Origin of the sequence: Anaeromyxobacter sp. Fw109-5 (genome assembly GCF_000017505.1) — a bacterium.
Taxonomy (GTDB): Bacteria; Myxococcota; Myxococcia; order Myxococcales; family Anaeromyxobacteraceae; genus Anaeromyxobacter.
This window is the reverse complement of sequence record NC_009675.1, coordinates 3,838,784-3,865,316: the sequence shown is the minus strand read 5'-3', so window position 1 is coordinate 3,865,316 and position 26,533 is coordinate 3,838,784. Positions and strand designations below refer to the sequence as shown.

The 26,533-nt window shown below is 69.7% G+C and carries 18 protein-coding genes and 2 pseudogenes; 14 read left to right on the top strand and 6 right to left on the bottom strand.

Annotated elements, in window-relative coordinates:
- Positions 1-10: 10 nt before the first annotated feature.
- Entirely contained in the window at positions 11-769 is a 759-nt protein-coding gene (locus tag ANAE109_RS16960) for a dienelactone hydrolase family protein (RefSeq protein WP_234945170.1), read from the bottom strand.
- A 288-nt stretch (positions 770-1,057) separates the two neighbouring features.
- Here ANAE109_RS16960 and ANAE109_RS16955 point away from each other — a divergent pair, with 288 nt between their 5' ends.
- From ANAE109_RS16955 to ANAE109_RS16945, 3 genes and pseudogenes are all read left to right on the top strand, one after another.
- Complete coding sequence (locus ANAE109_RS16955) at positions 1,058-1,690, top strand: malonic semialdehyde reductase (RefSeq protein WP_012098112.1); 633 nt, start codon at positions 1,058-1,060, stop codon at positions 1,688-1,690.
- Positions 1,691-1,924: 234 nt separating this feature from the next.
- Positions 1,925-2,191: pseudogene (locus ANAE109_RS26180) on the top strand (nucleotidyltransferase domain-containing protein); the annotation flags it as partial.
- 10 nt (positions 2,192-2,201) lie between these two features.
- The gene (locus tag ANAE109_RS16945; protein ID WP_158305907.1) at positions 2,202-2,522 is read left to right on the top strand and encodes a HEPN domain-containing protein; all 321 of its coding nucleotides are present in this window, start codon (positions 2,202-2,204) and stop codon (positions 2,520-2,522) included.
- Positions 2,523-2,591: 69 nt separating this feature from the next.
- Here the strand turns inward: ANAE109_RS16945 and ANAE109_RS16940 are convergent, their stop codons facing one another.
- The 3 genes and pseudogenes from ANAE109_RS16940 to ANAE109_RS26175 form a co-directional block, all read right to left on the bottom strand.
- Complete coding sequence (locus ANAE109_RS16940) at positions 2,592-3,974, bottom strand: integrase arm-type DNA-binding domain-containing protein (protein WP_012098111.1); 1,383 nt, start codon at positions 3,972-3,974, stop codon at positions 2,592-2,594.
- 461 nt (positions 3,975-4,435) lie between these two features.
- A complete protein-coding gene (locus ANAE109_RS25585) occupies positions 4,436-5,113 on the bottom strand; it encodes a DEAD/DEAH box helicase (RefSeq protein WP_234945169.1) in 678 nt (225 codons plus the stop codon).
- A 114-nt stretch (positions 5,114-5,227) separates the two neighbouring features.
- Positions 5,228-5,458, bottom strand: a pseudogene (locus ANAE109_RS26175) (DEAD/DEAH box helicase); the annotation flags it as partial.
- Positions 5,459-6,946: 1,488 nt separating this feature from the next.
- Between ANAE109_RS26175 and ANAE109_RS16930 the strand changes: the two are divergent.
- The 11 genes from ANAE109_RS16930 to ANAE109_RS16880 all read left to right on the top strand — a co-directional run bounded on the left by ANAE109_RS16930 (position 6,947) and on the right by ANAE109_RS16880 (position 22,772).
- Positions 6,947-10,078, top strand: a complete 3,132-nt coding sequence (locus ANAE109_RS16930; protein WP_083776941.1) for a DEAD/DEAH box helicase — start codon at positions 6,947-6,949, stop codon at positions 10,076-10,078.
- Positions 10,079-10,155: 77 nt separating this feature from the next.
- Positions 10,156-10,977, top strand: a complete 822-nt coding sequence (locus ANAE109_RS24980) for a type IV toxin-antitoxin system AbiEi family antitoxin (protein WP_012098109.1) — start codon at positions 10,156-10,158, stop codon at positions 10,975-10,977.
- 2 nt (positions 10,978-10,979) lie between these two features.
- Positions 10,980-12,020 (top strand): nucleotidyl transferase AbiEii/AbiGii toxin family protein, encoded by a 1,041-nt coding sequence (locus tag ANAE109_RS24975; protein ID WP_041448452.1) that lies wholly within the window; start codon positions 10,980-10,982, stop codon positions 12,018-12,020.
- A complete protein-coding gene (locus ANAE109_RS23645; RefSeq protein WP_049768616.1) occupies positions 12,017-12,571 on the top strand; it encodes a hypothetical protein in 555 nt (184 codons plus the stop codon). Before ANAE109_RS24975 ends, ANAE109_RS23645 begins: the two co-directional genes overlap by 4 nt.
- A 214-nt stretch (positions 12,572-12,785) precedes the next feature.
- A complete protein-coding gene (locus tag ANAE109_RS16910) occupies positions 12,786-13,037 on the top strand; it encodes a hypothetical protein (protein WP_041448451.1) in 252 nt (83 codons plus the stop codon).
- Between the two features lie 195 nt (positions 13,038-13,232).
- Positions 13,233-13,973 carry a transposase gene (locus ANAE109_RS16905; protein WP_012098106.1) on the top strand — a complete coding sequence of 247 codons (741 nt, stop codon included), beginning with the start codon at positions 13,233-13,235 and terminating at the stop codon, positions 13,971-13,973.
- A 293-nt stretch (positions 13,974-14,266) separates the two neighbouring features.
- Positions 14,267-14,584: a hypothetical protein gene (locus tag ANAE109_RS24970; protein WP_143828007.1), complete on the top strand. Its 318-nt coding sequence runs from the start codon at positions 14,267-14,269 to the stop codon at positions 14,582-14,584.
- 179 nt (positions 14,585-14,763) lie between these two features.
- Positions 14,764-20,541: a hypothetical protein gene (locus ANAE109_RS16895; protein ID WP_012098104.1), complete on the top strand. Its 5,778-nt coding sequence runs from the start codon at positions 14,764-14,766 to the stop codon at positions 20,539-20,541.
- 3 nt (positions 20,542-20,544) lie between these two features.
- Positions 20,545-21,843, top strand: coding sequence for a hypothetical protein (locus tag ANAE109_RS16890; RefSeq protein ID WP_012098103.1), 1,299 nt, complete (start codon positions 20,545-20,547; stop codon positions 21,841-21,843).
- 12 nt (positions 21,844-21,855) lie between these two features.
- Entirely contained in the window at positions 21,856-22,335 is a 480-nt protein-coding gene (locus ANAE109_RS16885) for a hypothetical protein (protein ID WP_012098102.1), read from the top strand.
- An 83-nt stretch (positions 22,336-22,418) separates the two neighbouring features.
- Positions 22,419-22,772, top strand: coding sequence for a DUF2200 domain-containing protein (locus ANAE109_RS16880; RefSeq protein ID WP_041448449.1), 354 nt, complete (start codon positions 22,419-22,421; stop codon positions 22,770-22,772).
- 631 nt (positions 22,773-23,403) lie between these two features.
- Here ANAE109_RS16880 and ANAE109_RS16875 read toward each other — a convergent pair.
- Positions 23,404-23,709, bottom strand: a complete 306-nt coding sequence (locus ANAE109_RS16875) for a hypothetical protein (RefSeq protein ID WP_143828006.1) — start codon at positions 23,707-23,709, stop codon at positions 23,404-23,406.
- Positions 23,710-24,783: 1,074 nt separating this feature from the next.
- The gene (locus ANAE109_RS16870; protein ID WP_012098098.1) at positions 24,784-26,124 is read right to left on the bottom strand and encodes a serine hydrolase; all 1,341 of its coding nucleotides are present in this window, start codon (positions 26,122-26,124) and stop codon (positions 24,784-24,786) included.
- Positions 26,125-26,533 lie beyond the last annotated feature (409 nt).

The window sequence follows — 26,533 nt, the reverse complement described above, 5'->3', positions numbered from 1 at the left end:
CGTTCTTCCGTCAGGCATCGTGGCACTTACGCCTGCGGAGAATGCGGAGGCGGCGTGCCGGGATAGATGTCAGGCGTGATCGACCCGGCGAGGAAGTGCCGGAACCACGCGGACGCCAGGCGCGCCACTGCACCGAGCGTCCCCGGCTCCTCGAACAGATGTGTCGCCCCGGGACGATCTCGAGCCGCTTCGTGCATCGCAGCCGCAAGAACGCCTGCTCGTTGAGATCGAGGACGCGATGATCCTCCCCGCCGACGATGAGAAGCGTGGGGGCGACGACCTTCTCGAGCGCGCCGCCGGCGAGATCGGGCCGGCCTCCGCGGGATACGATCGCGGCCACCTCCGCGGGCCGTTCCGCCCCGGCGACGAGCGTCGCTGCGGCCCCGGTGCTCGCGCCGAAGTACCCGATGGGAAGATGGCGCGTCTCCGGATGGCGGCGCACCTGCTCCGTCACGTCGCCCAGGCGGTCGGCCAGGAAGCCGATGTTGAAACGGAGCTCTCCCGTGAAGCGATCATGTTCCTCCTCGGCAGGGGTGAGCAGGTCGAACAGGAGCGTCGCGAGTCCAGCCTGGTGGAGCTCGTGCGCGACGAACTGGTTGCGCGGGCTGTGTCGCGACGACCCGCTCCCGTGAACGAACACCACGATCCCCCTGGCACCCGGCGGCAGCGCGAGGTCTCCGGCGAGATCCACCAGTCCCACCGGGATCGAGAGAGGCCGAACCGTGTCGCGGAGCGCGTGAACGTGCGCGAGATCGGGGGAGGCAATCACGCCCCAACGATGCGCGCGGCCGCCCCGGAATCAACCCGGAAGCGGAGGGGATCGCCAGAAGCCGAGCGAGCGTGTGCCGGCAATGCGGGCGCACGTGTGTTGGGCGGGTCGGGTCTCACGCGAGACCGCACCGGCGGGTTCCGCCTCCGGAAGCTCCGCACACTTCGCGTGCCGCGCGCGCCGTGCTCACCGTACACAGAGTGGTTCGGCGACTCACGCGAGACGCCACGTCGGATGCGGTCGAGCGTCCACTGAGGAGCAAGCGTTCGATCACGACGGAGTGTTCCCATGCCGCTCATCTCCGACTCCTGCCTGGATCAGCTCTTCCGCAACGCGCGAACCCACTCCGCCTGGCTCGACCGGCCCGTGGCGGACGACGTCCTTCGCCAGGTTTACGAGCTGATGAAGTGGGGCCCGACCAGCGCCAACGGGAACCCCGGCCGATTCGTGTTCGTCCGGTCCCGCGAGGCGAAGGAGCGGCTGCGTCCCGCGCTCGCCCCGGGGAACGTCGAGAAGACGATGCAGGCGCCCGTGACGGTCATCATCGCCTACGACCTGATCTTCTACGAGAAGTTGCCGAAGCTGTTTCCACAAGCTCCCGCAATGCGCGAGCTGTTCGCGAAGAACCCGCAGCTGGTCGAGGCGACCGCCATCCGCAATTCGTCTTTACAGGGCGGGTACCTCATCCTGGCGGCACGCGCGGCGGGGCTCGACTGCGGACCGATGTCGGGGTTCGACCACGCGAAGCTCGACGCGGCGTTCTTCGGGACAGGGAAGGACCACGAGGGGTGCGACGAGGAGTTCTTCCCCGAGGGGCAGGTGCGGTCGAACTTCCTCTGCAACATGGGTTACGGAGACCCCACGAAGCTGCGTCCTAGGAACCCTCGACCTGAGTTCGATGAAGCGTGCGTCCTGTTGTAGCGCTCTGTGAAGCACCCGGCGGTTCCGGGATCACCGTGCGTCACGCTCGAACGCCTTCAGCTCCCAACGGTTCGCCAGGTCGTCGGACCGCAGGAGGTAGACCGCTCCGTCATCTCCTCGGACGTTGAAATACAAGGGTTCGGGCCGAACCAGCGGTCGATCACCTCGATGACCTCGTCGTGCCTGCCGTCGATCTGAAACGCCGCGGAGTCTGCTCCGTCGGCTTGTTCCCGCCTACCAGCGGAGCGCGTATACCTCTTCGGCTCGCGAGCGCGTGGCGAGACCGGGCCGGACAGCGACTACGACATCCTGCTCGTCGTGCCGGACGACGCGCCGCCCGAGCGCCGGCGCGCCCGCCTGGCGTACGAGGTCCTCCGCGGCACTGGCGTCGCCGCCGACGTGCTGGTCTGGACACGCCGGGCGTTCGAGGAGCGACTCGGCGTTGTCACGTCCTTGCCGGCAACGGTCGTTCGTGAAGGGCGGGTCCTCCTTGGCGAGTGATCCGGCCGTCTTGGTCGAGACCCGCTCCTGGCTACGCAAGGCCTCGGAGGATGTTCGCGCCGCTGAGGTTGCGAGAGGTGCCGAGCCCCCGCTCCGCGACGCCGCGGTGTTCCACTGCCAGCAGGCGGCGGAGAAGGCGATCAAGGGATTCCTCACGCTCCACGCGCGTCCCTTCCGCAAGACGCACAGCATCGAGGAGATCGGCGAGTGCGTAGCGAAAAGTCCGTCCGGCAGAAACGAGGCGAAGTCCGCCTTCACGTCGAGCGGCGCCTTCCGATGTCACAGTCAGATTCGCGACGAGGCCAGCGGCGGCATGCAACACGCTTCATAGACTGTGAGGAGGGCGCCGCGTGCTCAATTCGAGCCGCGGCCGGTTGTCAGGTGCGCCGCCCCTCTACGTCTATCGTTCGCGCAGCGGAACGACCTGCGCCGCTTCGCCAAGCCGGATCCGATCGAGGGCCGCGGCGACGAGCTCGGCGGCTTGGGCGCGCTGCTCGACCATCTGGGAGCGACCGTAGACGCCCTCGACGCCCTCGAGCCCCGCGTGCCCGAGGGAGAGCCGCGCGACGGCGTGGTCGATGCCGAGGTCCATGGCGAGGCTGCGCCATGTGCGCCGCAGATCGTGGACCGTGAGCCCTTCGCGCAGCGCAAGGCGCTTTCCGTCCTGCAAGCGGGAGAGGGCGCGGACGAGCACCTTCTCTCCGATGTGCTTCTCGGGGTCCTTGGGGCTCGCGAGAACCCAAGGGCTCTTGCCGGCCTCGGTGCGGAGCCGCTCGAGGATGGCGAGCGCGGTGCCGGGGAGGGGAACCACGAACGGCCGTGCCTCGGCTGCGTCCTCCTTACGGAGCTTCAGCCGATGGACGGGGACGGTCCAACGCTTCGCCTTCTCGTCGATCTCGTCCCAGCGTGCGCCGATGATGCTGTGCGTCCGCGTCGGGACGTAGAGCTGGAACGCGATCCCGAGCCGCACTGTCTTGGAGAGCTTTCGGTCCTTCGCCGTCCCATCGAGGAGCGCGGTCACGTCCAAGGCGGCGAAGAGGGCGCCGATCTCCTCGGCATTGAGGAACCGGGCCCGTTCCGACTTGCGTAGTCCGAACGCCCGCGCGTGTAAGACCGCGGCAGGGGTCGCCTCGAGAGTCCCCGTCGCGCAGGCGTGCACGAATATCGCCTTGATCTCGCCGAGCACCGCGCGCGCCACGGCCGGGCCGCCGACCGCGCGCACTATCGTCTTGCCGGGCATCCCTTCGGACGAGAGCTCCATCATGCGTCTCACCAAGGCCGCGCGGACCACGGCCCCGATGTCCGGGGCGCGGACGCTGCGCGCGCTCCACTCGCCGAACGGCGCGCGCCGAGCGTTGGGCTTCGCGGGGAGGACGTGCGTCTCGATGATGCCCCAGGACCACGCTGCCGACCGGTGCTTGCGGTGCGAGAGGGCGTCGCGGCGGTACGCCTCGGCGATCTGCTTCACGGTGAGATCTGCGCTCGGCGAGTTCTCGGCGCGGTCCAGCGTGCGCGCTTGGAGGGCCGCCTTGCGCGCGTCGGCGAGCGAGACGGTCGGCCATGCGCCGATCCGCACGCGGCGCCGGCGGACCTTCCCGGTCGCGGGATCGCGCGCGTCCTCCCAGCGGAAGAACACCTTGGACGCGCCGCCGGGCCCGATGCGGACCACGAGGCCGGACCGATCGTTGACCCGGCGGGAGCCCTCGCCGCGGTCCGCGATCTCGGTCCGGCGCGCGGGCTTCTGGTTCGCGAGCCACTCCGTCGTGAAGTTCTCGGCCTTCATCGCTCCCTCCCGTCCTCGACCCGTTGGTCCCGATCCCCGGGGTGCGTTCGGGGTGCGGGGTGCGCCTGGGGTGCGATCTTTCGGTATCATGCGCGACGTCGTGAGACAAGGAGAGACGTCGCGATAAACGACGTATGGACGGCATGTTAGACGAATTCGCGAGCGTTCTGCCGAGTTTAGGATGGGAGCGCGTAGATTGTTCGGGACCAAGGGGTCGCAGGTTCAAATCCTGTCTCCCCGACTCATCGAAGGCCGCGGATTCGCTGACGGAAGTTCAGCGATCCGCGGCCGTCTTCTTCTCGGCGCCTGACCGCGCCTGAACGGCGCCGGAAGAACGTGCCGGCGTGCAGTGTGGGACTTGGCCCCGGCCACGACAAGCGCGCTGGAACCGATGGAAATCGTTGGTTCGGGTCCGGTGCTCGACGCTCACCACTTGGCGCGCAGCCAAGGGGCCCGCGTGCTCATTCGCGCACTGCCGACCCAGGTTCCGGGGGTTCGTCGTACTCGATGACGTGCTCGGCGGGCGCCGACCGCGGCGCCGCCTCCTCGATCTCGTAGCCGATCGCGCGGTACGCTCGGATCCGCTTCTCCAGCATTCTCGCCAGAACGGGCACGTTCTCGTCACGGTAGTCGTGGATCCGCACCTCGGTCTTGCCGGCGTGCTTCCGGTGGAGCCGACCGGCGTACTGGACGACGGTGCCGCGCCAGGCCACGGGAAGCGCGAGGACGAGCGTGTCGAGCCTTGGGTCGTCGAATCCCTCGCCGACGTAACGGCCAGTGGCTACCACCAGGCGCTCCTCGTCGGCGGGGATCGCTGCGAGCGACGCGACAGCGGCCTTGCGCTCCCGAGCTGAGAGACCACCATGCAGGACGATCAGGTTCCGCGCCACGCCACGGAGCGTCTCGGCGAAGAACTCGAGATGGTCGCGGCGCTCGGTGAGGAGCAGGGGCGAACGGCCCCCCTCGAGCGCGGAGATCACGTCGTCGAGGATGAGCGCGTTCCTCACCTCGTCGGACGCCATCGCCGCGTAGAGGTCCTGGATCGCATCGCCAGGGTTCCAGGGAGCCGCGAAGGAGGTCTCCCGGATGACGAGCCCGTGGGCGAGTCCGCGCGCGGCAGCGGACGCCTTCGCGCTCACCGCGAAGCGAACGGGGCCGAGTTGCATCTCGACGATGGGGTCGTGCCCGTCGCGTCGGCGCGGGGTCGCGGTGAGGCCGAGGACGAAGCGCGCCTTCACCTCGGAGAGGACCCGCGCAAACGAGCTCGCCGACACATGGTGGCACTCGTCCACGATGACGTGACCGTATCCGGCGACGATGTCATCGACCTGTCCCTTCCGAACGAGGCTCTGGATCATGGCGACGTCGATCCGGCCCGTGCCCTTGTGCTTGCCGCCTCCGATGACGCCGATCTCCTTCCGCGGGATGCCGAGGAACTCCGAAAGCTGTGCGACCCACTGGTCGAGGAGAGGCTTCCGGTGCACGAGGACCAACGTATTGAGGCCTCGTTTTCGCGACGAGCGCCGCTCCGAGCACGGTCTTCCCGGTGCCCGGCGGGGCGACCACCATCCCGATGTCGTGCGGCAGGACCGCGGCCGCGGCGCGCGCTTGCACCTCGGTGAGCTCGCCCCGGAATTCGACCTGGACGGGCTCGCCGCTCGCGCGCTGATCGTCCATCGCCGGTTTGGTGCCGCACTCGGTCACGAGCGCCACGGCGTCGCCTTCGCAACCCCGTGGAAGACTCAGGAACGGGCCGGACTCCTCGGCGCACGTCACGACGCGGGGCGTTCCCCTGGTGCTGAGGTGCATCGCCTGCTTCTTGTAGAATTCGGGGTTCTGGAAGGCGGCGAGGCGGCGAAGCTCGGTCACGAATCCGCCCGGCAGGCCGGCCTTCTCGATGAACAGCCGCTGTCCCCGCACGATGCGCACGGCCTCGGGGAGGGGGTCCCGTAAGGCGGTCCGCGGCAGGCGGCCTGACGGCGAGCGCGCCCACGGCGCGTCGTCTTCATCGACGGCGGCGAAGCGAACCCCGAGGACGCGCCCCTGGCGCTGCGCCTCGCGGGCGACGAGCTCGGCAGTCGCGGCCGGGATGCGCGGCACGCCGGCGAGGAACGCCCACTGGTCGGCGTGAGGCCGAAGCGCATCATCGACGAAGACGGTGTTGCCGTGCTCGCGCGCCGCGCGCTGGAGGGGCAGGGCGATCAAGTTGCCGAACCCGCCGCGCGGCATCGTGTCCTGGTTCGGGAAGAGCCGGTCGTACGAGTCCATGCTCAGCTCGGGTCGCCGGGACATGGTCTCGGTGAGCAGGTAGCAACCCACCCTGCGCGCGACGGCGGCAGGGATCGCCTCGTCGAAGAAGAACCAGGCGTGGGCGCCGTTGCCGGAGCGCGAGCGCTCCACGGCGGCGGGGAGGCCGACGGCGCGGCAGGTCTCGGCAAACGCCGCGACGTCGTCGGCCCAGGAGCCCTCGTCGAAGTCGATCGCTAGAAGGTGACAGCGCTCGCTGCGCATCAGCGGGTAGACGCCGATGACGTGGTGACCCTGCAGGTGGTCTTGGATGACCTGGGGCGTGACCGAGCCGAACGCCTGATGCGAGCACTCGCCGCACTTCACCTTCGGCTTCTGGCAGAGCGGGCGCTTCCACTCGTTCGAGCAAGCTGGAGCCCAGCCCTTCGTGCCCTTCCTTTCGTTCGTCCAGAAGCGCGGGTAGACGTCCTCGCGGCCGCGGAAGAGTGAGGCGAAGAGGGCGACCTTGGCTGCGTGCGTCGTGGGAATCGGCGTCGTCGAGCTCTGGAGCTTCGGGACGGAGATCGTCACAGCCTCGACTGCGGCCAACTGGCGCCGCGCGGCCGTGATCTGCTCGCGAAGGGCCGCTCGCTCCGCGTCGAGGGCGGAGAGTCGAGCCTCGAGACGAGCCAGTTCGCCCGCGATGTCTTCTCGCCTTTCCGTCAATCTCGTACCCGGGGAGGCGCATGTACCAGCGACGCGGGCATGCGGTCGAGCCTTGGCAGAATATCTCCGGTCGCGCCACCGGCGCACTGCTGCGTCAGACCCCCTCGATATCAAGGTCTCCCCCAGATCGGGAGATCCGCACCATGCCCGCCGCCTCCCCTGCGCCGCGCGTCCCCGCGCTCATCGAACGCCTTGCCCCGGACGTCGTCTACGACGCGTTCCTGGAGGAGGCGCTCGCCGACGGCCGCGCCGCCGTCGAGCAAGGGCGCGTGTCGCGACCCGACGTGCGGCCCGCGCGGGCGGACGCCGTGGTCGTCGGCGCCGACCGGCGGGTCCACCGCGCCCGACTCGCCTGGATGGACGACGGCCTCTTCTCGTCGTGCACCTGCGGCACGAAGCGATGCTCGCACGCGGCGGCGCTCGGACTCCTCTTGCTCGGCGAGGCGCGGCCGGCGGAGGGGGAGGACGACGAGCCGGCGGCCTCGCCCCGTGAAGCGGAGAGGCAGCGCCGCGTTTCGCGCGGCGCCTCCGAATTGTTCGAGATCCGGAGGAGGCCGGGCGGGCGGCAGGGTCTCTTCGGCGAGTACGAGGTCGCCTCCCCGTCGTCCCGAGCCTACCGCGTCACGCTCCGGGCGCTCGACGCCGCGCACAACGGCTGCGACTGCCCCGACTTCGCAACGAACCTCCTCGGCACCTGCAAGCACGTCGAGGCGGTGCTGCACCACCTCCGCACCGACGCCCCACGGCGCGTGAAGCGTGCGCTCGCCGACGGACGGGCCACGAGCTATCTCCACCTCGTCTTCGAGCCCGACGAGTCGATCGGGATGAGCCAGGCGGCGGCTGCGGCCCCCGTGGAGCGGCGCCTTGCGGCGCGGTTCTTCGGCGCGGACGACAGGCTGCGCGGCTCGCTCGCCGAGGTCTGGCCCGACCTCGAGCGCGCCGCGATGGAGGCCGGCGTCGAGATCCCTCCAGAGGTCGCGCGGACGGGCCGGCGGGCGATCGAGGCCGAGCGCCTGGAGCGGCGCCGGCACGCGCTCGACGCCGAGGTGCGCGCCGCGGGAGCGGAGCCGCCCGGGCTGCGCATGAAGCTCTACCCCTACCAGGTCGAGGGCGTGGCCTTCCTCGCCTCGCGAGGGCGGGCGCTCCTCGCCGACGAGATGGGGCTCGGCAAGACCGCGCAGGCCATCGCGGCCATGGCGCAGCTCGTCCGCCGAGGTGATGTGCGGAGAACGCTGATCGTCTGCCCGACCTCGCTGAAGCATCAGTGGGTCCGGGAGCTCCGGCAGTTCACGACCCTCGAGCCCGTCGACATCGGTGTGGTGGCCGGGGCACGCGAGGCGCGGCGGGCGATTTACGCGGAGGCGCGCCCGGTCCTCGTCACGAGCTACGAGCTGGCGCGCGCCGACGAACGGGAGCTCTCCGACCTCGCCCCGGACCTGCTCATCCTCGACGAAGCGCAGCGCATCAAGAACTGGCGGACGCGGACCGCCTCGGTGGTGAAGGGGCTCCGCAGCCGCTTCGCCTTCGTCCTCACCGGAACGCCGCTCGAGAACCGGCTCGACGACCTCTACAGCCTCATGCAGGTTGTGGACCCGCGCATCTTCGGGCCGCTGTGGCGGTTCAACGAGGAGTTCACCACGCTCGACGGGAGCGGTAGGCCGGCGGGGTACCGCAACCTCGACCGGCTCCGGGCCCGGATCGCACCGGTCGTCCTGCGTCGCCGCAAGGAGGAGGTGCTCTCCGATCTCCCGGACCGGCTGGTCTCGCGGCTCACCGTCGCGATGACGCGCGAGCAACAGGAGATCCATGCGGACGCGGAGGAGAGTGCGGGGCGGCTGCTCGCGATCCTGAGGCGGCGTCCTCTCAGCCCGGTCGAGGAGCAGCGGCTCATGCGCGCCTTCCAGCGGATGCGCATGGCCTGCGACGCGGCCGGGCTCGTGGACAAGAAGACGCGCGGCGCGCCCAAGCTCGACGAGCTCGAGCGGCTCCTCGAGGAGATCTGCCTCGGCGACCGCCGCAAGGTCGTCGTCTTCTCCGAGTGGGAGCGGATGCAGGCCATGGCGGCCGAGCTGTGCGAGCGGCTCGGGGTCGGGCACGTGCGCCTCCATGGAGGCGTACCCTCGGCCGCGCGCGGCGCGCTCATCGATCGGTTCCGCGACGACCCGGAGTGTCGGGTGTTCCTCTCGACCGACGCGGGCGGGGTTGGGCTGAACCTCCAGGCCGCGAGCCATGTCGTGAACCTCGACCTGCCATGGAACCCCGCGGTGCTCGCTCAGCGGATCGCGCGCGTCCATCGGCTTGGACAGCGCGAGGCGGTGAACGTCGTCCTGCTCGTCTCGGAGGGGAGCTTCGAGGAGCGCCTTGAGGCCACCCTCGACGGGAAGCGGGCCCTGTTCGCCGCGGCCGTGGGCGACGACCATGAGACGGTCGAGCTGGAGCGCTCGTCGATGGCGCGCCGGATCGCCACGCTGCTCTGGGGCGAGTTCGCAGCCACGACCGGGAGGGGCGCTGCCGTGGCGCCCTCGGCCGATCCGGTCGCGGCGCTGCGCGAGCGCGTGGGGGGCGCGCTCGAGCAGGTGGTCCGTCTCGCCGATGGCCGCCTCGTGGGGGTCGTACGAGGCGAGGCTCCCTCAGGGGGATCGGACGGCGCGATCCTGCTGCCTGCTCGCGCTGCGGAGGCGCTTCATCCGCTTGGGAGCGCCTCGCCGCTGGCCGGCGCGGAGGTGCTCTACCGCGCCCCGCCAGGCCCCGGGGCCGCCGATCCGGGACTGGCCGCGCGCCGTGACCTCGTCTCGGTGGCCGAGCGAAAGCGGGTCGGCGGTGCCGCGCTCCTCGCCGCCGGACAGCCGGCTGAGGCGCTGGGGCTCTTCCGCGACGCGATGAGCCTCGCCAGCCGCGCGCTCGATCCCCGCGGCGATCCCGGTTCCGACCCCGCTTCGTTGCTGGCCGCCATTCACGGCCACCTCGTGCCGAACGGGCTGCTCGCCGACGCGGAGGTGAGCGCGCTCGCTCGAGCCGGAGAGGCAGCACGCGCCTTCGCCGCGGTGACCATCACCCCGCCCGACTCGCTCGTTGCGGCGATCGCGGCCGATGCGGGCGCTCTCGTCGCGCGAGCCAGGGTCGCAACTCGTCGAGGTGAAGCGCCCGCCTGACCGCATGGTCGCGAGCTTCGGAGTCGGAGTCACGACGTCATGATGCGGCGCCGAGCGTGCCGCTGTAGAATGAGGTCATGAAACTCGCGAGGAGCGCAAGCAAACGCGCAAGGGTTTACGGGACCCCGCTCTCGGGCCGCGAGGTGAGCCTGCTGGCGGAGTGGGAGCGTGGCCGGCGGGTCGTGCTCACGATCGATGACCTCCGCGACGCGGTCGGCGCGGATGCAGCACAGGATGTCGCCTGGCGGCTCGTCCGCAAGAAGGCGCTCGCGCGCATCGGCCGCGGCCGGTACCTCGTTCGCCCGCTACGGACACTGAACCGCCCGACGACGCCCTCCGCGCCGGTGCTCGCGGCGGCCTTGTTGCAGGGCGAGCGATACTACCTCGGCGGCCTCTGGGCCCTGACCTTCCATCGGCTGAGCGAGCAGCAGTACACGTCGACGCTGGATGCCTTCGTGGTGCGCCGCCACGCCGGCCGCCGCCTGGGCGCGGCTCGCCTGGCATTCCACCGCGCACGGGCCGAGCGGTTCGCGTACGGCCTCACGACGGAGACCGTCGAGGGGGTGCGGGTCTCGCTGAGCGACCCCGAGCGCACGATCCTCGACCTCCTCGATGTCCCTTCGCTCGCCGGAAGCAGCGACGAGGGTCTCCGCCTCGCGAAGCTCGCGTTGCCGAAGGTCTCCTCGCGCAAGCTGATCGACTACGGCGCGCGTGGATCGCGCAGCAGCACCTGCCAGCGGCTCGGCGTGCTGCTCGAGCGCGCGGGCACATCGCGAAGGGCGCTCGCGCCCCTCCTCGAGCGGGTGGCGGCGACGAGGTCCGTCCTGTCGATGCGGCAGGGTTTCCGTCGGGCTGGGCGCCTGAACCCGCGCTGGCGCGTGGTGGAGAACGACGCTTGAACGTGAGCCTGCCCCCGCTCCCGGATCGCGCCCTGCTCGCGGACCTGTGCCGCGAGGCGGCTGCGCGAGAGGGGGTCGAGCCGCAGCTCGTCGAGAAGGACTTCTACCTGACCCGGCTCCTGTGGGCGCTCGGGCAGCACTTCGGCGATGCCCTCCTGCTCAAGGGCGGGACCCTCCTCAGCAAGGTGGACCTGGGCTTCTTCCGGATGTCGGAAGACGCCGACCTGGTGCTGCCAGGGACGCCGAGCCGGCGGAGCTCGAAGAACATCGCTCGCATGCACGCCGTCCGGAAGGCGCTCGCAGACGTCCTCGCGCCGGTCGGCATGACCGCCCGGTTCCCGGCGGGACAGCTTCAGCACCAGGCGGCCCACGGTACCTGGCAGCTCGACTACGCCTCCGAGTTCGGGCCGCAGGGCATCATGCTCGAGATCTCCATCCGCCCGGTGCTGCGGCCACCTCGCGAGGTCCGGCTGCGACAGCTGCTCGCGGATAAGCTGCTGGGTGATCCCGGCGACCCGCGCTGCTTCGCCCTCGACGCGCGCGAGGCCCACGCCGAGAAGGTCCGCGCCGCCTTCACGCGCGAGGCGATCAGGGACTTCTACGATCTCGATCGGCTGCTCGAGGCCGGCGCCGATCTTTCCTCGGCGCAGTTCGTGGAGCTGGTGGACGCCAAGCTCGCCGAGCTGAAGGCGTCTCCGCTCATCCGGCAGGGCAGGTCGTTCGGGCTGGACGCGAATCGGCTCCCAGGCGTACCGCGCCCCGTGCAAGGACGTGCGGACGCAGATGCAGTCGTGCTGGAGGAGATCCGCGTCCTCTTCGGGCACTGTCGTTCTCGCGCATCACCGGCGACGGGTAGTGCACTTCAGCGTGACGGTGCATCCGAGCGCGGAGTGGACCGCTTGGCAACGAATAGCTCGCGGTGCTCGACCACTCCGAGCCGCTCACGCCATCCGCGGACGCCCTCGGGATCGATGACCCGAGTACCAGGAGAGCTTCATCGAGCCGCTGAACGGGCCGCGACGTGCTTTCATGCACGGGCGTGACCCCACTCGCCCGCGCCATCTCGATCGTCGTCCACCCGTTCGCGACCATGCTCGCGTTCGCGCTCCTCGCGGGCGGCGAGGGCGGAAACCAGACGTCGGCAGTGCTCGCCGCAGCGGCGGTGATCGTGCCGATCGCGGCGCTCATGGCGCGGCGGCGGGCGGCGGGCCGGTGGCGCACGGTGGACGCCTCCGAGCGCTCCGAGCGGCCGGCGCTCCTCGCCGTGGCGGCGCTCGTCGCCGCGGCGGCCCTCGTGGCCGCGCTGCTCCGCGGCGACGGCTCGGGGTTCGGCCGGCCGATGCTCGCCGTGCTGCTCGTCTTCGCGCTCGCGGCGACCCTCGGCCGCTGGGTGAAGGCCTCGCTCCACGTGGCGTTCGCCGCCTTCGCGGCCGCGGGGCTGCTCGCGCTCGGCACGAGCGCCGGCTGGGCGTTCGCGGCGCTCGTGCCGCCGCTCGCGTGGTCGCGGCTCCACCTCCGCCGCCACACCGTGCGGGACGTGGCGGCGGGAGCGGCGATCGGCCTCGCCGCCGCCCTCGTGCTCGCCGCGTGCTGACCGCGCCGCCCGGCCGTGATCCGACATGGAGGCTCGGGGAGGACAGACTGCGTTCCGGGTATTTCTCGAGATTCGCGAGCAGCGCGCCTGCGGACACCCCCAGCGATGCGGCCGAGGGTGCCGCTCGTCGACGTGTCCGGCGTCCGTCGCCGTCCCGCCGGCATCCGTCGCATGGACGCGGGCCACCGCACGCGCGGCGCTACCCTCACGAGCCGTGAGCGCCTCCCGAGTCGCGCCGTCGCTCCGAGCGTGCGCCGCCGCCGCGACGATCGCGGCATGGGTCGGCGGCGACGCCGGTGCACTCGCGTCCGCGCCGTACGAGGCCGCCGTGCGCGGCAACCACTTCACGATCGGGAAGAAGGTGGTCGTGTGGGACGTCGGATTCGGGTTCCGTCCGCTCGACGTCGTCCAGGTCGAGGAGCCGGCGCTGCGCGTCCGCGAGCCCACCCACCGGCGATCCAACTGAAGAGCAGCCGGCCGACCTCGTCGGGATTCCAGGTGCCGCGCGAGAAGAACCGGTGGAACGATTCGTGGTGGCGCCGGCCGGCGACGCCGGTCGTCACCAGCGCCTGCGTCACCGCATGCGGCCCGCTGGTCAGGGCCCAACCCGTGAAGACTACGTCTTGGGACCTGCCACGACGGGCTCGGGTGGGCGGAGCGCATGATCCATCTCCGAGACGTCCAGCGCGGACTCCCCGACAGTTTCGTGTTGTTCGGTGCGATGCGGCCTGATGCCGTGCTCACCGCTCTCCCGGCGGCGCGGCCCCGAAAGCCAGGCCGCCCGTCGAGGCGCGGTCGTCCCGTGGCCAAGCCCGAAGCCATCGCCAAGGATGGGCGGCGACCGTGGCTCTCCTGCGAGGCCACCCTCTACGGCGTTCGACGCACCGTTCGCTACAAGTCCGTCGACGCCCAGTGGTACCGCGCTTGCGGCGTCCGTCTCCTTCGCATCGTCGTCGTGAAGGTGGACGACGGCGCAATCGGAATGCGCGTCTTCTTCGCTTCCGACCCCACCATCGACGTCCCGACGATCCTCGAGACCTATGCCGGCCGTTGGGCGATCGAGGTCTGCTTCCGCGACCTCAAGCAGCTCCTCGGTTTCGGCGACTCCAGCGCCCGCAAGCGCGCCGCCGTCGAGCGCACCGCGCCGTTCGTCGGCCTCGTCTACACCACCCTCGTCCTCTGGTTCGCGGAGGGCATCCACCGCTCGCGGATCGCCGCGCCGCCACTGCGGCCCTGGTACCGCCACAAGCACGGCCTCTGCTTCGCCGACGTCCTTCGCGCCGCGCAGCGTGCGCTCATGCCCCTCGACGTTCTTGATCCACGTCGGAGTCTCGCCAACTTACGCAAACGTCGGCCGCCGCGCGCCTGGTCGCGAGAATCGCGGCTCCGACTCGCTGCGTAACGGCGAAACCCGAGTCTGAACGGGGGCCAAGCTTGGGCGTTCGGGCCGTCATCGTCGCCGCTGCACTCGGTCACACGCCCACGCTGGCGGCGGCCGACCGAGGCGCGCTCACGCTCGAACTCGGCCCAGCGGGCTCCGCCCTCGCTGCCTCGTCATCGCAGGGAACCGGCTCGAGCACGCACGGAACCGGAGCAGGCGGTACGGCGGGGATCCGGTACGCGATCTCGAACAGAATCGAGCCGCCGCGACCGGGTTCTGGGAGGCGCCCGCGGACTACTTACGCGAACGTCCAGATGGGGAGCGCCGCCGGGACGGCGCGGCGCGATCTGATGGACGTCTCCGTTCCCGGGAACGAGCACAGCTTCGGGCTGGGCCTGCGGGACCGCGCGACGGACTCCCTCGTGCTCGCCCCGGTGGCAGGGGTCGAGTGGCAGGTCACGGACCACTGGACGGTGTCGGTCATGCCGAGGCTCCAGTTCGTGGTCGGCGGGGTGAACCGGCTCGGGCTGCTCGTGCCCGTGACGATAGGTACACTTGGTACGTCTTCTGACACTGCCGAACCGCTAGCTGCGCGCCCTCGCCGCGAGGCGCACGGTCGATCACGCGCGTGATTCCTTAGGCAAACGCAAGGCGCGGCGTAGCGCACAACCTCGCCCGAGCGGCGAGTCCCCGGCAGACGGGACACGCGGCATCGCAATCCTAGGTCCGTCATGTCCGACGTTGACCTAAGATGTTCACCCATACGCGGGGACGTAGACGCCGGGTAAGAAGCCGGGCGCGGGGGACGGGGATGAGCCGAACCGTCGTTGACATTCTCAAGAGCATTCCGGCTCCTGAGTTGAAGGCACTGGTCGAGGTCACGCTTCGACAACGCCGCGACCTCCACAGCGAAATCCAGAAGCTGCTCAATGAAGCGATCGACGCGGCGATCGCCATCGACGGTTTCCGAAAGCCGCACAGCGGCCCCATTCAGAAGGTGGTGTCTCTCGTTGCTTCGGCCTGCACCGACCGGTTCCACCTTCCCCTCGCCGTCGCTGTCACCACGGCGTGGATGGGGCTCCACCGCGATGAAACCGAGCGAGCCTTCCGGTTGGTTGAGGCCGCAGGCATCCAGCACGAACCGCTCGCGCTCACGAAGCCGCTGGGTGAGTGGGTGCCCGGGGTCGTCGAGCAGTTGGTCGCCGACCTCAGCGCGCAGACAACCGCGCTTACCCAGCGCGAGGCCACGTTGCTTGTCTGCGCGGTCGCCGGACGGTACGCGGATCTGAGTGTGCTTCGCTCGCTTCCTTTACCCACGCCGATTGGGCCGACTCCACAGGAGAAGCTCGCTCCGCTCTGGCGCCGCATCATCGATGAGGCACGGACGCTCGGGTGCGATGCCGCGGAATGGGCGACGCTCGACGAATTCGTCGCGGCGCTCAAGGCGATGCACGGCGAACGGATGCGGGAGTCCGAGAGCGCGGCAGAGGCCGCTGCCGCCGAGTCCGCGCTGGCGGGCGCCCTAGGCGCGCTCGACGCGGTACCTGCATCCGTGTCGGCCTTCTTCGAAGTTGACGAGGCGATAGCTGGTTGGAAGGCCGCGTCTACAACGTGCAGTGCCAAGGGCGAGGCGGCCTGCGTGATCAGGCGCCTCGCTACGATCCTGACCGAGGCCGAACCGCTCACCCGACCGCCGTCGAACATGGCGGAGCGGCGCAGACAGGCCGCACCGCTCGAAGCGGCCGAGCGCGCCGTGCGCGAGGCGATGGACGCGATCGCCGCACTTCGAAACGAACCGGGCGGGGCGGCGTCGACAGAGCCCTGTCCCTCGGCGGTTCCGGTCGACCGGGACTCCGAGCCGTCCTCACCGAGCGCGAGCGTTGCGCCGCTTGCGCAGCAGGAAGCGAACGCTCCTTCTGAGGACGCGTCGGGAGATCCGCAGGTGGAGCTGCCGTCGGGGGAGCTGCCGTCGGCTCAGGCGAAACCCGCTTTGGCGGCGCCGCAGGACCTCTCCGAACATGTCACCATCCCGGTGGTTGAGGAGCGTTCGGACGCGGCGGAGCAGGTGGTCTTGAGAGGCGACCCCGAGCCGCTGCCCGCGAGCGAAGCCGGACCGCACGGCTCCGCTGCCGCCTACCGGGCGCCCCCGCCCCCCGCGCCCGAGTTGCCCGGCCACTTGCGGAGCTATTCCGAGTTCGCGGCCAGCTCCTGGATCTCGCCGGCTGGGCGTTGCGAGCGAGTTCCCTGGAGAAATGCGGACTTCGCGGACAAGCTCCGCGAGGAGGCCGGCGCGGCGATGGTTCCGCTTCGGCTGCCCGAACTGGCGATCTTTGCACGAGCCCTGGGTGAGCTGGGGGCAGCGCCGAAGAGTTCGGCACCGGCTGTTCGGGCACTTGCGGAGCTTCTGTCCGCGCCGAACTCGCCGACGTCGGGGTCCTATCCGGACCGTTCCTCGTCCCTCAGGGAAGTGCTCCCCGAGGGCGGACCGTGGCGCCGGATCGAGCTCTTCCTGGAGGCGGTGCGGCCGTCGCGAGAGACGCCCATCACGTTGGAGCGGGCCAGAGAACTGGTCGATGCCGCGGCCTTCAGGGATTCGGCGCTCCGCAACGCGATTCTGGCGCTCTTCAAGTTGGGGAGCATGGGGCTCGATCCCGTGCCCCGAATGCAGGCCGCTCTCGCCTCCGACGCGGCTGCCGCAGCTCACTCGCCGGCTCGTCTCGACGAACTCCGCGCTCAGTTCCACCGAGAGGTGGTGGCGCACTGGAATGCCGCGGGCGCCAAGCTCCCGCGCAAGCATTGCCGCGATGCCTGGACTCGCTTCATCGAACAGGCTGAGCCCACGCTCCGCGCCTTGTTCCCGGTGTCGAAGGGTGGGCGGGCCCTGTGGGATCCGCTGGAGATGCGTCGCAGCATCGGGGCACTCGTGCGAATGCACGAGGAGATCGCGGACGCAGCCGGCGCTCGTTTCGACGATCGCAACAAGATGGACCGGGCAGCGCGCCGCATCGCCGACCTGGCAATGGGTGTCAACGAAGCTGCCGAGTCGCTCCAGCAACACGGGCACGGAAACGGCCACGATGCGATCCCGGTGGAGGCCCTGCGCAAGCTGACGGCGCAGCCGCTCGAAACCTCCGACGAGGAACTCTGCCGGTTGGCTCTCGTCGCGCTGATGCGTGGAGAGCCGATCGAAGCGGCCCCCGGTCTCTCCCTCCGGCTGCTCCTGGGTCGTCCCGATCTGCTCTCGGCCGTCGACGGCATCACGATCGAGCAGGGCTCCCCGCTCGATGCAGTCGTGGCTGGTCTGGACGAGGTCTCGGACCCCGTGCGCGCCGCCGCTATCCTGCTCTCGCCACCGGAGCCCACGACTGCCGAAGGGATGGCGCCGGCCAGGCAGCTCCTTCGACTGCTCGCGGTGCCCAGCCGGCGGTGGTTGATGTCGCGCCTCGGGTCGAACACGGGCGCGATCGTCCCGAAGACGGCGCGCCTCGACGACGAGGTGGCGCTCTTCGAGGAAATCGACGCACTCAAGAATTCGTGGAGCGTGCTGGACGAGCTTGCATCGCGCAGCCGGGAGCAGGTCCGCGGTGTGCTCCAGGAGGTCCAAGGGCTGGCGGCGCAACCGGCTCGCGAGTTCGATCCTGTCCTATGTCGAGCATGGCTCCGCGAGGTCCGCGAGTTCGCCGACCACTCCAAGACGGAGCTCCTCGAGTACTTGCGCGCGCGGGCAAGAGCAGAGCAGAAGGCCCCGGTCGAGCAGGCGCTGGCCGAGGGGCGTCTGGGCGATGCGATGCACCTTCTGCTGGAGGGGTCCCGAGAGGCGACCACGGAGTTGGCGCTTCGCGAGACCGCCTGGAGGAAGGAGGCCCGGAGCCGGTACGCCAACCCCCTCGCGGCGATCTCGGCCGAGCCTGGGGAGCTGTTTGAGACGTGGCGGCGGGGCGTGACGGGGGTGGTGGTGGGACCGGACCGCCAGCTCCGCACCAAGTTCGTGGAGCAGGTTGTCGAGGGTGCCGAGAAGCGGTGGAATCAGGCGAAGGAGCACGTCATCCCGACGGTCGAGTTGCGCAAGCTCCTCAGGCCGTACAACCCGACCTACCTTCCGCAGCTCGGGAGGTTCTCTAACCTCTGCGTCCTCGTCGCTCCCACAAACCCCAAGCAGCCAAACTTCGAGCACGCTACCGCTGGCGTGGTCGACAAGCTGGGGAAGGAGAACCTCTACGCAGTGCTGGCACCGCTGGTGTCGGAAGCCGGCAGGCAGGCAGCACTCAAGGAGTTCCGTCGCAGGGGTCTGGCTGCGGCCATCATCGACGACCTGGACCTCTGCCGCATCCTCAACCTGGGCGGGCGCCGGCCGAGCGGATTGGTCGCGCTGCTGGAGGTCATCCTCGAGCAGCAGGCGTGGTCGACCCACTTCACGCCCTTTGCGATGCACGACGGTCAGCACGTGCAGATGGAGATGTACGTCGGCCGCAGGGTGGAGGCGGAGCAGCTCACCCAGACTCCCGCCTTCTCGCGCCTCTTCTCCGGCCGCAAGCTCGGCAAGAGCGCGTTGCTTCGGTACGTGCACGACACGCGCGATGGTCTGAAACTGCCCTCCGGGAACACGCTGCGCGTGCTGTTCGTCCCGGCCGTGGGGGCGGAGTCCGATCTGGACGTGGTCGATCGGTTCGCTGAACAGCTCTCGGAACGGCTCGGGTTCAAGGTTGATGGTCTGAAGCTGGAAGGAAACCCGGGCGACGCACTCGTCCAGCTCGCGAAGCGCTTCGTCGACGAGCGCCCCGCTGAGAGCCTACTGGTCGTCTTCGACGAGGCCGACAAGTTCGTGGAGGCGCAGCTCGAAGCGTACGATCGGGAACGGGAGGCTTGCCTGAGCTTCCGGATGCGGACCCAGGTCGAGAGTTTTCGCGACGCCGCCATGCTTCCCCGCATCCGGTTCGTCTTCGCGGGGTACCGGACCACCAGCACCGCCGAGGGAGCGTGGGCCAACTGGGGCGACGTGCTGCGGCTGAAGCCGTTGACGCTGGACGAGGGGGCGCGGCTCATCGCTGGACCTCTGGCCCGCATGGGAATCGATGCATCGGCCCAGGCCACGACCATCGCGCACAGGTGCGGGTGCCAGCCTGTGGTGCTCCTGCGCTTTGGCGAGCTTCTCCTCAAGCACCTCGAGGGCCGATACGGACCGAGTCAGCGGGACCACGTGGTAGTGACCGCCGCCGACGTTGCGGCGGTGTTCAACGAAGAGCCGGTGAGGGAGGAGATCCGGGTCGTCGTCCGGAACAATTTCCAGGACAGTCCGCGAGCTCGCGTGGTCTTCAGCGCGCTCCTCGGAGAGTTCGCACAGCATGCTCCCGGCGACGGCCTCGCTGAGGCCGACCGGCTCGTCACCGAGCGTTTGCGCGCGATCGATGGCGACTTGGCGTGGCTCCACGCTGCGCCCGAGGCGCAAGTGCTGGAAGTTCAGCGGTTCCTCAAGGACTTCGCGGCGCGGGAGCTGGTGCTGATTAGGCGCGGACCGGACGGCCAGCCAGCGTGCCACCTCCGGTTCCCCCACCACCTCGCGATCCTGCTCCCCGATGACCCGGAAGGCGCAATCCGTGCCGACATCGCGGCACTCCGCCGGCGTGGTGCCGGCGTCGCGGCCGAAGCACCGAGGGCGCTGGTGACGCCACGAGAACTCGACCTGCTTCGGGACGCAACCTGCAGGCCGCCGGATAGGCACGTACGGATCGAAGCGGCCGTGGTCGGATCGCACTGGCCTGCCGCCGTGGCGCATCGCAGTGGTGGCTTCGCCGACCGGCTCGGCATTCCTCCCGATGCCTGCCATACACCAACGAAGGCGGATCGGGGGCTGGGGCGGGAACGCGTGGCCGTGATCGGCGCCGCGCCCGACGCCATTCAGCGCATCGCATCGAAGCGAGCCAGGGAGAAGCCGGCGCCGCTCTTCCTGGGGGGAGCCGATGCGCTGCGGTGGGCATACACCCGCCAGATCGAGAGCGACGACATGTTCGAAATCGTCGGGCTCGGGCGGCTCGGCGGGCCGACGCTGGACTGGTGGTTCAGCAAGGTCCGCGCACTCGGCTTCGAGCAGCTGGACTGGCGCGACCGGATTCAGCACGCGACCAGTGGAATTCCGCTCCTTCTTGCGGAACTGGAGCGGCACCTCCTCGGGACCTCCGAGGGCGGGATCGAGATCGGCCGCGACAAGCTCGAGTCGGCGATCAGCGCTACGACTGCGGCAGAGCCGCGCCTGGCTGCGGCCCTGGCCGGCGCGGATCCGGCCATCTCGCTATCCCCCCGCGAGCGAGAGATCCTCCGCATGCTCGCACACGTCGGCGTGACGACCGCGTACCAGTCCCAGCGGCCCAGCGAGGATCTCGCCGAGCTTTGGGACGATCTCTACAGACCCACGCTGGACGTGCCAGCGGTCGATCCGACGAGTCGTGGCGACCGCGTGGCGGTCGCCGTGTTGGTCGCGCTCGGCCTCGCTCCGACAGGGGGAGCCGAGCGCGACGAGGATCCACTCCGCCGTCTGTCGGTAGCGCCGAAGGACGATCGCATGTACGCCCTCGCACGGGCCTTGCTGCCCTGACCGATGAACGTCCCAGTCACGCTGGCCGGGTTCTCCGGCAGCTGGCGCTTCCGAGAAGCGCACCTCCTGTCGTTCTGGATGGCGTCGCGTCCCTGGGACGAGGGCGGCACGCGCGTCGCCCTGGTGCGGCTTCCAACGGGAGAGTGTGAGCAACTCGTGGTCGAGAGTGTGCAGCGCGAGGCGCGGGCTCACGAGCCGGATGCCAGCCGGCTGAGGTTCGAGTTCCTCGAGGTCGGCGGGGCTTTCGAGGCGATGCTTCTGGAGGCGCTCGAGACGCCCGCATCCCGAACCCAAACCGAGCGGCTCAGGGCGGCCGGCCGGGTGCTCAGCTCGGCGTACTGGCTCGTCGTGGTGCGGGCCGGAAGAGACGGACCCGCCATCCGAGACGAGGCTCAGGAGTTCCTGGAGAACTGCGCCAAGGTCGGCGAGCGGCCCACGGCCTGCATCGTGGTCCTTCACGCCGGCGAGGCGGTCTCGCATTCGCGTGATTTCAGTGTCGGCTGCCTTGCCGACGGCGTTCTTCAGGAGGCCGTGCGCGGCTCCGAGCGCCTTTGGCGCGCCTACGTGGCATCCCGCCTCGTCTGGGAGGCGGCCGGCGACCTGGGGATCGCGCAGGAGCTCGACGAAGTCGTCGGAAGAGTCGGCCTTTTTGCCGACGATCACCTCGAAGCAGCGCTGAATGACTGGGCGTCAGCCCGCGTCGCCCGGGTCGAAGCTGATGCTCTCCGCCCGATGGCGACGCACCTGCTCGGAGAGCCGACCGCCAGCCCCGGTTCGGCCGCGGGGCTCGACGCCAGGCTGAGGCACGCCGGGCTGCTCTGGCGACCCGTAGGAGAGCGTCGGTCGCGACCAGCTCCCTGGCTCGCGCGGGCGCTTCTCCACGCCGAGCCCAGCCATGCTGCCCGCCACGTTCTTCGTGCGGCGATGGTGAACGGTCCGTTGGCGAACGAGGTGTTGCGTCGTTGCTTCGACCTCGAGTCCACGTTGGTGGCGTCGCTGTGGCGCAAACACGGGCAGCTCGAGGGGCGACTGACCGATGCTCCCGGGCTTCTTCAACGCTTCAAGCAGGGGAGCCTGCGGGAGTGCACGTATTACCCTGCTGGCTGCCCGGCGATTCCGCACGACGCTTGGTGTTTCGCCTCGCTCGGTGAAGTGCTCAGGGCGGCGCCGGAGCTGGGAGGCCGCGAGTCGCCGGAGACTCGACTGATGCTCCTGCGGAACGCGCTGTCGCACGGGCACTATGTGTCGTGGAGGACCGTGAAGGACGTGCTGGAACTGGAGGAGGAACTGGCGGACCTGTAGGAGGGCGAAGCGATGAGATTTCGGTACATCGAACCGATGTTCGGGTTCGGGGCGGATCAGCAGCACGTTTGCGTGCCTCACGGGGCGGACCAGTTGCTGCAGGACATGGCGAGTGATCTCGTCGGCACCGATGACCTGATCGCGATCTACGTTCCCGAGGGTACGGGCGATGTCTATGGGGCTCAGGCCATGCGCGGCAAGGTTGTGGATGGGGTGAGGCTCCTGCCGATGCCGGACGGAAAGACGATTCGCGACTACTTCTACCGAGACTGGGACGGGTCACTCCGGTGGCCGGTCGGCTGGCCCTGCGAAGCAGTCTATGCTCCGCCGGTCGAGCAGTGCCCGACGTTGCGCGGCCTCGTCGAACTGCTGCATGGCCCCGAGAGCTTCAAGCCATACGTGGCTCGGTTCCAGAAGGGTCCGTTCGAACTTGACGGCCGCATGGCCAAGGAGTTGGAGAAGCGATTCTCTGCGTTCTCGAGGCTGGCTTGACCGACAGCCATTCGAGAATGGCCTCGGCAAGTAGGCGAGGACCCTCGGGTGCGCCAGCGCACCGACCACTGAACCGGGCGAGCATGGACAAGAAGCCGCGGATCTTCACGATGTCGTTCGGGAGCGTGTACCCGCTCTACGTGCAGAAGGCAGCGAAGAAGGGGCGGACGAAGGAAGAGGTCGACGAGATCGTCGCGTGGCTCACGGGCTACAGCGGTGCGCAGCTTCAGCGCGCCATCGACGCTGCGGTCGACTTCGAGACGTTCTTCGCCCACGCGCCCCGGATGAATCCGAACGCGGGGCTCATCACCGGGGTGGTGTGCGGGGTACGCGTGGAAGACGTCGCTGACCCGCTGATGCAGAAGATCCGCTACCTCGACAAGCTGATCGACGAGCTCGCGAAGGGGAAGAAGATGGCGAGCATTCTCCGGCAGTAGCCGCGCAGGGGGAACGCTCCGAGCCGCCGAGCGTTACGGCGCCGTCTACAACTCGTGGCCGTATCTTCGGGAGATGGTGCAGAACGCGTGCGCCAGGATGGCGCTCCCGCCTGTGGTTCTACCGGTGTTACCGGGCCGGCTGTCGCTGTGGCCGAGGCCCTGCTGCGCGACTGCGAGACCGGCCGTCCGCACGAGCTGCGTGCCGAAGCTGTGGCGCGTGTCATCGAACCGGACGTGACGAGGTAGCGGCTTCGCCCACGTCGTCGCGCGACCGCACTTCGGGCAGAGCTCCGGCGGCTTTGCGGCCGGGCGCCGCTCGCGCCAGGCGCAGCGCCACGCTCGGCAGCGGTGCTCGTAGCCGACCATGAGGCCCGCGGCAGCGATGGCGCGGGGCCTAGAGAAGCTACTCGCGCATTGCGCGCCACCAAGGTCCGTAGAGCGGGTCAAGGACGACGCGGGCGAGGGGGGAGAGGGCGGCCACGGCTTAGTCGTACGACGGTGGGCTGACGTCGCCGTACGAGCGCTGACATGCGGTGGGGCCTTCGCCTGCCATCGGCGCCGCTGTTCCTCTGCTTCCCTTCGTGCGCGCCATGCGGGCCTCGCCCGCGGCGCGCCGCGCGCTCAGCGGCGGTCAGACATCTCCGGCGCCGCGCTCGTCGCCCTGCGCCCGATCCGCCGCCGCGGTGTCCCGCTCGTCCCGAAGCGCCCGCAGTTGGCCCCGAACGCTGCGCGCCGCGAGCCCCGCGCCGACGCCAAGCGCGAGCGGCGCGCTCGCGACAACGCGCGACGCTGCGCTCTCGGTGCGCTGGAACGTGAGGGGCATCGCGACCACGGCGAGTAGGAACGAGCAGAGGCTGAGGAGTGTGAGAAGCGTCGCGCGGTTCGCCAGCCGGGCGTCGCGGTCGAGGGGCTCGCCGGTTCGGTTCAGGGAATTCACACTGCGGTCGTAACACATGCCTCGCCGCGGACGCTGAGGAAATTGGAAGGGAATGCCACGACGGAAATGATGCCCCGCGAACGCTCCGCAGGAGGCGCCAGGTTTCGAGCCGCCTCTGGGCCCGCAGCGCGGCCTCTCCGGCGACGTCATGGAGCGGAGCCATCCCGGCCGCCGTACCCTTGGTCGCGCACGGGGCGGAGCACGTCCAGGACGACGCGGGCGAGAGGGGAGAGGGCCGGCACGGACCTCTTCCTACGAGGGCCTGACGACGGACCACGCCGCCGAGCCCAGCGGGCGTGGCGTTGCCCATGCGTAGGTTCTAGTGGACGGGCCCCGTGTCGAGCAGACCCTCCATCGTCGCTCCGCACGTCGGACATGCCGTTGCAGGAGTCATCGTGTAACGCAGCGGCCCGTGCTCGACGTGCGCGGGCGGCTAATCTGGACGGAGTGCGTAGCGCAGGGCTCGGTCTCGCAGTGCGCGTCCGAGCTGGTGGGGATCGTGGCGCGGGACCACGTAATAGTGGCGTCGGGCGGGTACTACCGCTTCGTCGAGGCGGGGAGTTGGCGAGGGTGAACCTGCCCATTCCACTGCGCACGCAGGCCGCGTACCCGCCAGCCTAACCCGGCTGGCAGGCGTAGCTCGAGGACGAGATCCTCCACGTTCGTTACGCGGAGGAGCCCGTGGCCGAGCATGGTCGGAGGGCTTGGACCAACTCGTCGCCGACTTCCAGGCGAGCGACCTGACGAAGCGGGAGTTCGCGTCGGGGAGCGGGATCTCGTTCAGCAACCTGCGCAACTGGAACTACCGCTCCGGACGGAGAAGAGGTCGGCGCCGCAGACCTCGCCGCGCCACAATTTTCCGCACGTTGCGCGGCCTCCTCCGCCGGAGACGAGGGTTCATCGGGGAACCGTAGCCGGCGCCCACGCCTTCAGGCGCCGCCGAAGGTCTCCGCCTCCTCGGCCTTGCGGCGCTGGTAGCTCTGCCCGCTCGAGGCTGCTGTTCTCGGCGTGGCGCTGGAGGCGGCGGCGGTTCCGCCCAGCCGCCCCGTTAGCGCGGAAGAAGGCCCCGGGTGACTACTTCGCGGTCAAGTAGTCCGCCAAAGCTCGAAACGCCGGCAACGAGGTCGGATCGATGAGCGGATTCTGCGCCTTGGGAAAGGACGCGAAGCGTACCAGCACCATGTGAGCGGTGGGGTCCACGTAGATGGTCTGTCCGTGAACCCCGCGGGCGGCGATGACTCCCCGATCGCCTGGGTAGATCCACCACATGCTGCTGTAGGCGCCACCTATCAGCGCCGGATACGCTGTACCGAACTTCGCCGGATCTCCGCCGCTGCGGATCCGCCGCACGGCTTCAGCCGGAAACAGCCGCTGGCCGTTGATGACGCCTTCGTTGAGCATCAGAAGGCCCAGACGGCCGAGATCGCGCAGTCCGGCGCTGAGCCCTCCGCCCGCGAACGGCACGCCCTTGGCGTCGACGGTCATGTAGGCGTCCTGTTCGGCCCCCATCCGCCGCCACAGACGTTCCGATGCCAGCTCGGTGACCGACTTGCCCGAAACGCGCGAGATGATCCAGCCCAGCATGTCCGAGTTGATCGTCTTGTAGTGGAACGCCTCGCCGTGCTTGCCCTCGGGCTTCACTTGCTGGAGATACTCCCAGTATCCGTTGGGACCCTGATACCCCTTCGGCTTCGGGAGTGGGCTCGCTGCGGCCGAGTAGATCCAGATGTCCGCCTTCGGATCGGCGTAGTCCTCCGAGTATCGTACGCCGGTGGTCATATCCATCACCTGTCGGACCGTGGCGGAGGCGAACGCGCTCCCGCCCGCCTCCGGGATGATCTCGGACACACGCGCCGCTTCGTTGAGCGTGCCTTCCACCACCATGATCTGGGCGAGAAGGCCGGTCAGCGATTTGGTCATCGACATCGCCGCGTGCTTCCCCTGCCCGTCCAGGCAGCCGAAGTAGCGCTCATACACGATGCGACCCTTGTGCAGGACTAGGATTCCGTCGGTGTAGTTGGCGTAGAGCGACTCCTCCCACGTCATCGGCTTCTCGCTGCCGATGGGAGTGAACGTTACGGCGTCGATCGCGCGCTGCTCTCTCTCCAGCTCGCGCGGCGGCAGGGAGTCGAGGGGCACGGGAGCGCCGAGGCCGCGGCTGACCTCCTTGGTCGGCAGGAGCTGGCGAATGTTGCAGACCGACCAGCGCAGCCGGGGGAAGCTGAAGTAGACCGACTCGGGCTGGGTGATGAGCTTGTCCGCGGGCGGCGGAAAGCCCTGCATCCATCCCATGACCCGAGGATCCGACTCCCGTGCCGAGAGCGGTGCAGCCGGAGCGGCCCCGGCAGACGCCGGTCCGAACGTCGACGCGAGCACGGTGGCGACGGTGAGCAGATACGAAACGGGAGAAGACATGAGTCACCTTCCAGCTGGTGCTGCGCCGAGGATCACTCGCGCTCCAGTCCGAAGGTGCTTCGCCGCCGACGCCGGGGCATGTCCGTTGAGCAACTCAACGGCAAAGAGCGCGCTGAGCAGTCGAGGTTGTTAGCGCTCACCAGGAAGCGCCGCATTCCGAGCGCCGCCACCCATCAGCGCGGCCGGGCCCCTGCGAAATCGGGGCGCGGCACCGGGCCACCCGGAGCGCTGCCAGCAAGATCGGCGCATGTCGCCCGATGGCATGCGGGAGCAGGTCTTCCGCGCAGCGTGACGCTGCGCTGGGCGCGACGGCACTCCTACTGTCTCCGCTTCACCGACCGCCGCTTTGCGGCCGCACGGCGGGCGCGCCGCTACATGCCCCACGCGAGCCGCCGTCTCGTCCGTGCAG

Coding starts and splice junctions, on each gene's coding strand:
- ANAE109_RS16955 (WP_012098112.1), top strand. CDS start 1,058: ATGCCGCTCATCTCCGACTCCTGCCTGGATCAGCTCTTCCGCAACGCG.
- ANAE109_RS16940 (WP_012098111.1), bottom strand. CDS start 3,974: ATGAAGGCCGAGAACTTCACGACGGAGTGGCTCGCGAACCAGAAGCCC.
- ANAE109_RS16930 (WP_083776941.1), top strand. CDS start 6,947: ATGTACCAGCGACGCGGGCATGCGGTCGAGCCTTGGCAGAATATCTCC.
- ANAE109_RS24980 (WP_012098109.1), top strand. CDS start 10,156: ATGAAACTCGCGAGGAGCGCAAGCAAACGCGCAAGGGTTTACGGGACC.
- ANAE109_RS16905 (WP_012098106.1), top strand. CDS start 13,233: ATGATCCATCTCCGAGACGTCCAGCGCGGACTCCCCGACAGTTTCGTG.
- ANAE109_RS24970 (WP_143828007.1), top strand. CDS start 14,267: ATGGGGAGCGCCGCCGGGACGGCGCGGCGCGATCTGATGGACGTCTCC.
- ANAE109_RS16895 (WP_012098104.1), top strand. CDS start 14,764: ATGAGCCGAACCGTCGTTGACATTCTCAAGAGCATTCCGGCTCCTGAG.
- ANAE109_RS16890 (WP_012098103.1), top strand. CDS start 20,545: ATGAACGTCCCAGTCACGCTGGCCGGGTTCTCCGGCAGCTGGCGCTTC.
- ANAE109_RS16885 (WP_012098102.1), top strand. CDS start 21,856: ATGAGATTTCGGTACATCGAACCGATGTTCGGGTTCGGGGCGGATCAG.
- ANAE109_RS16880 (WP_041448449.1), top strand. CDS start 22,419: ATGGACAAGAAGCCGCGGATCTTCACGATGTCGTTCGGGAGCGTGTAC.
- ANAE109_RS16870 (WP_012098098.1), bottom strand. CDS start 26,124: ATGTCTTCTCCCGTTTCGTATCTGCTCACCGTCGCCACCGTGCTCGCG.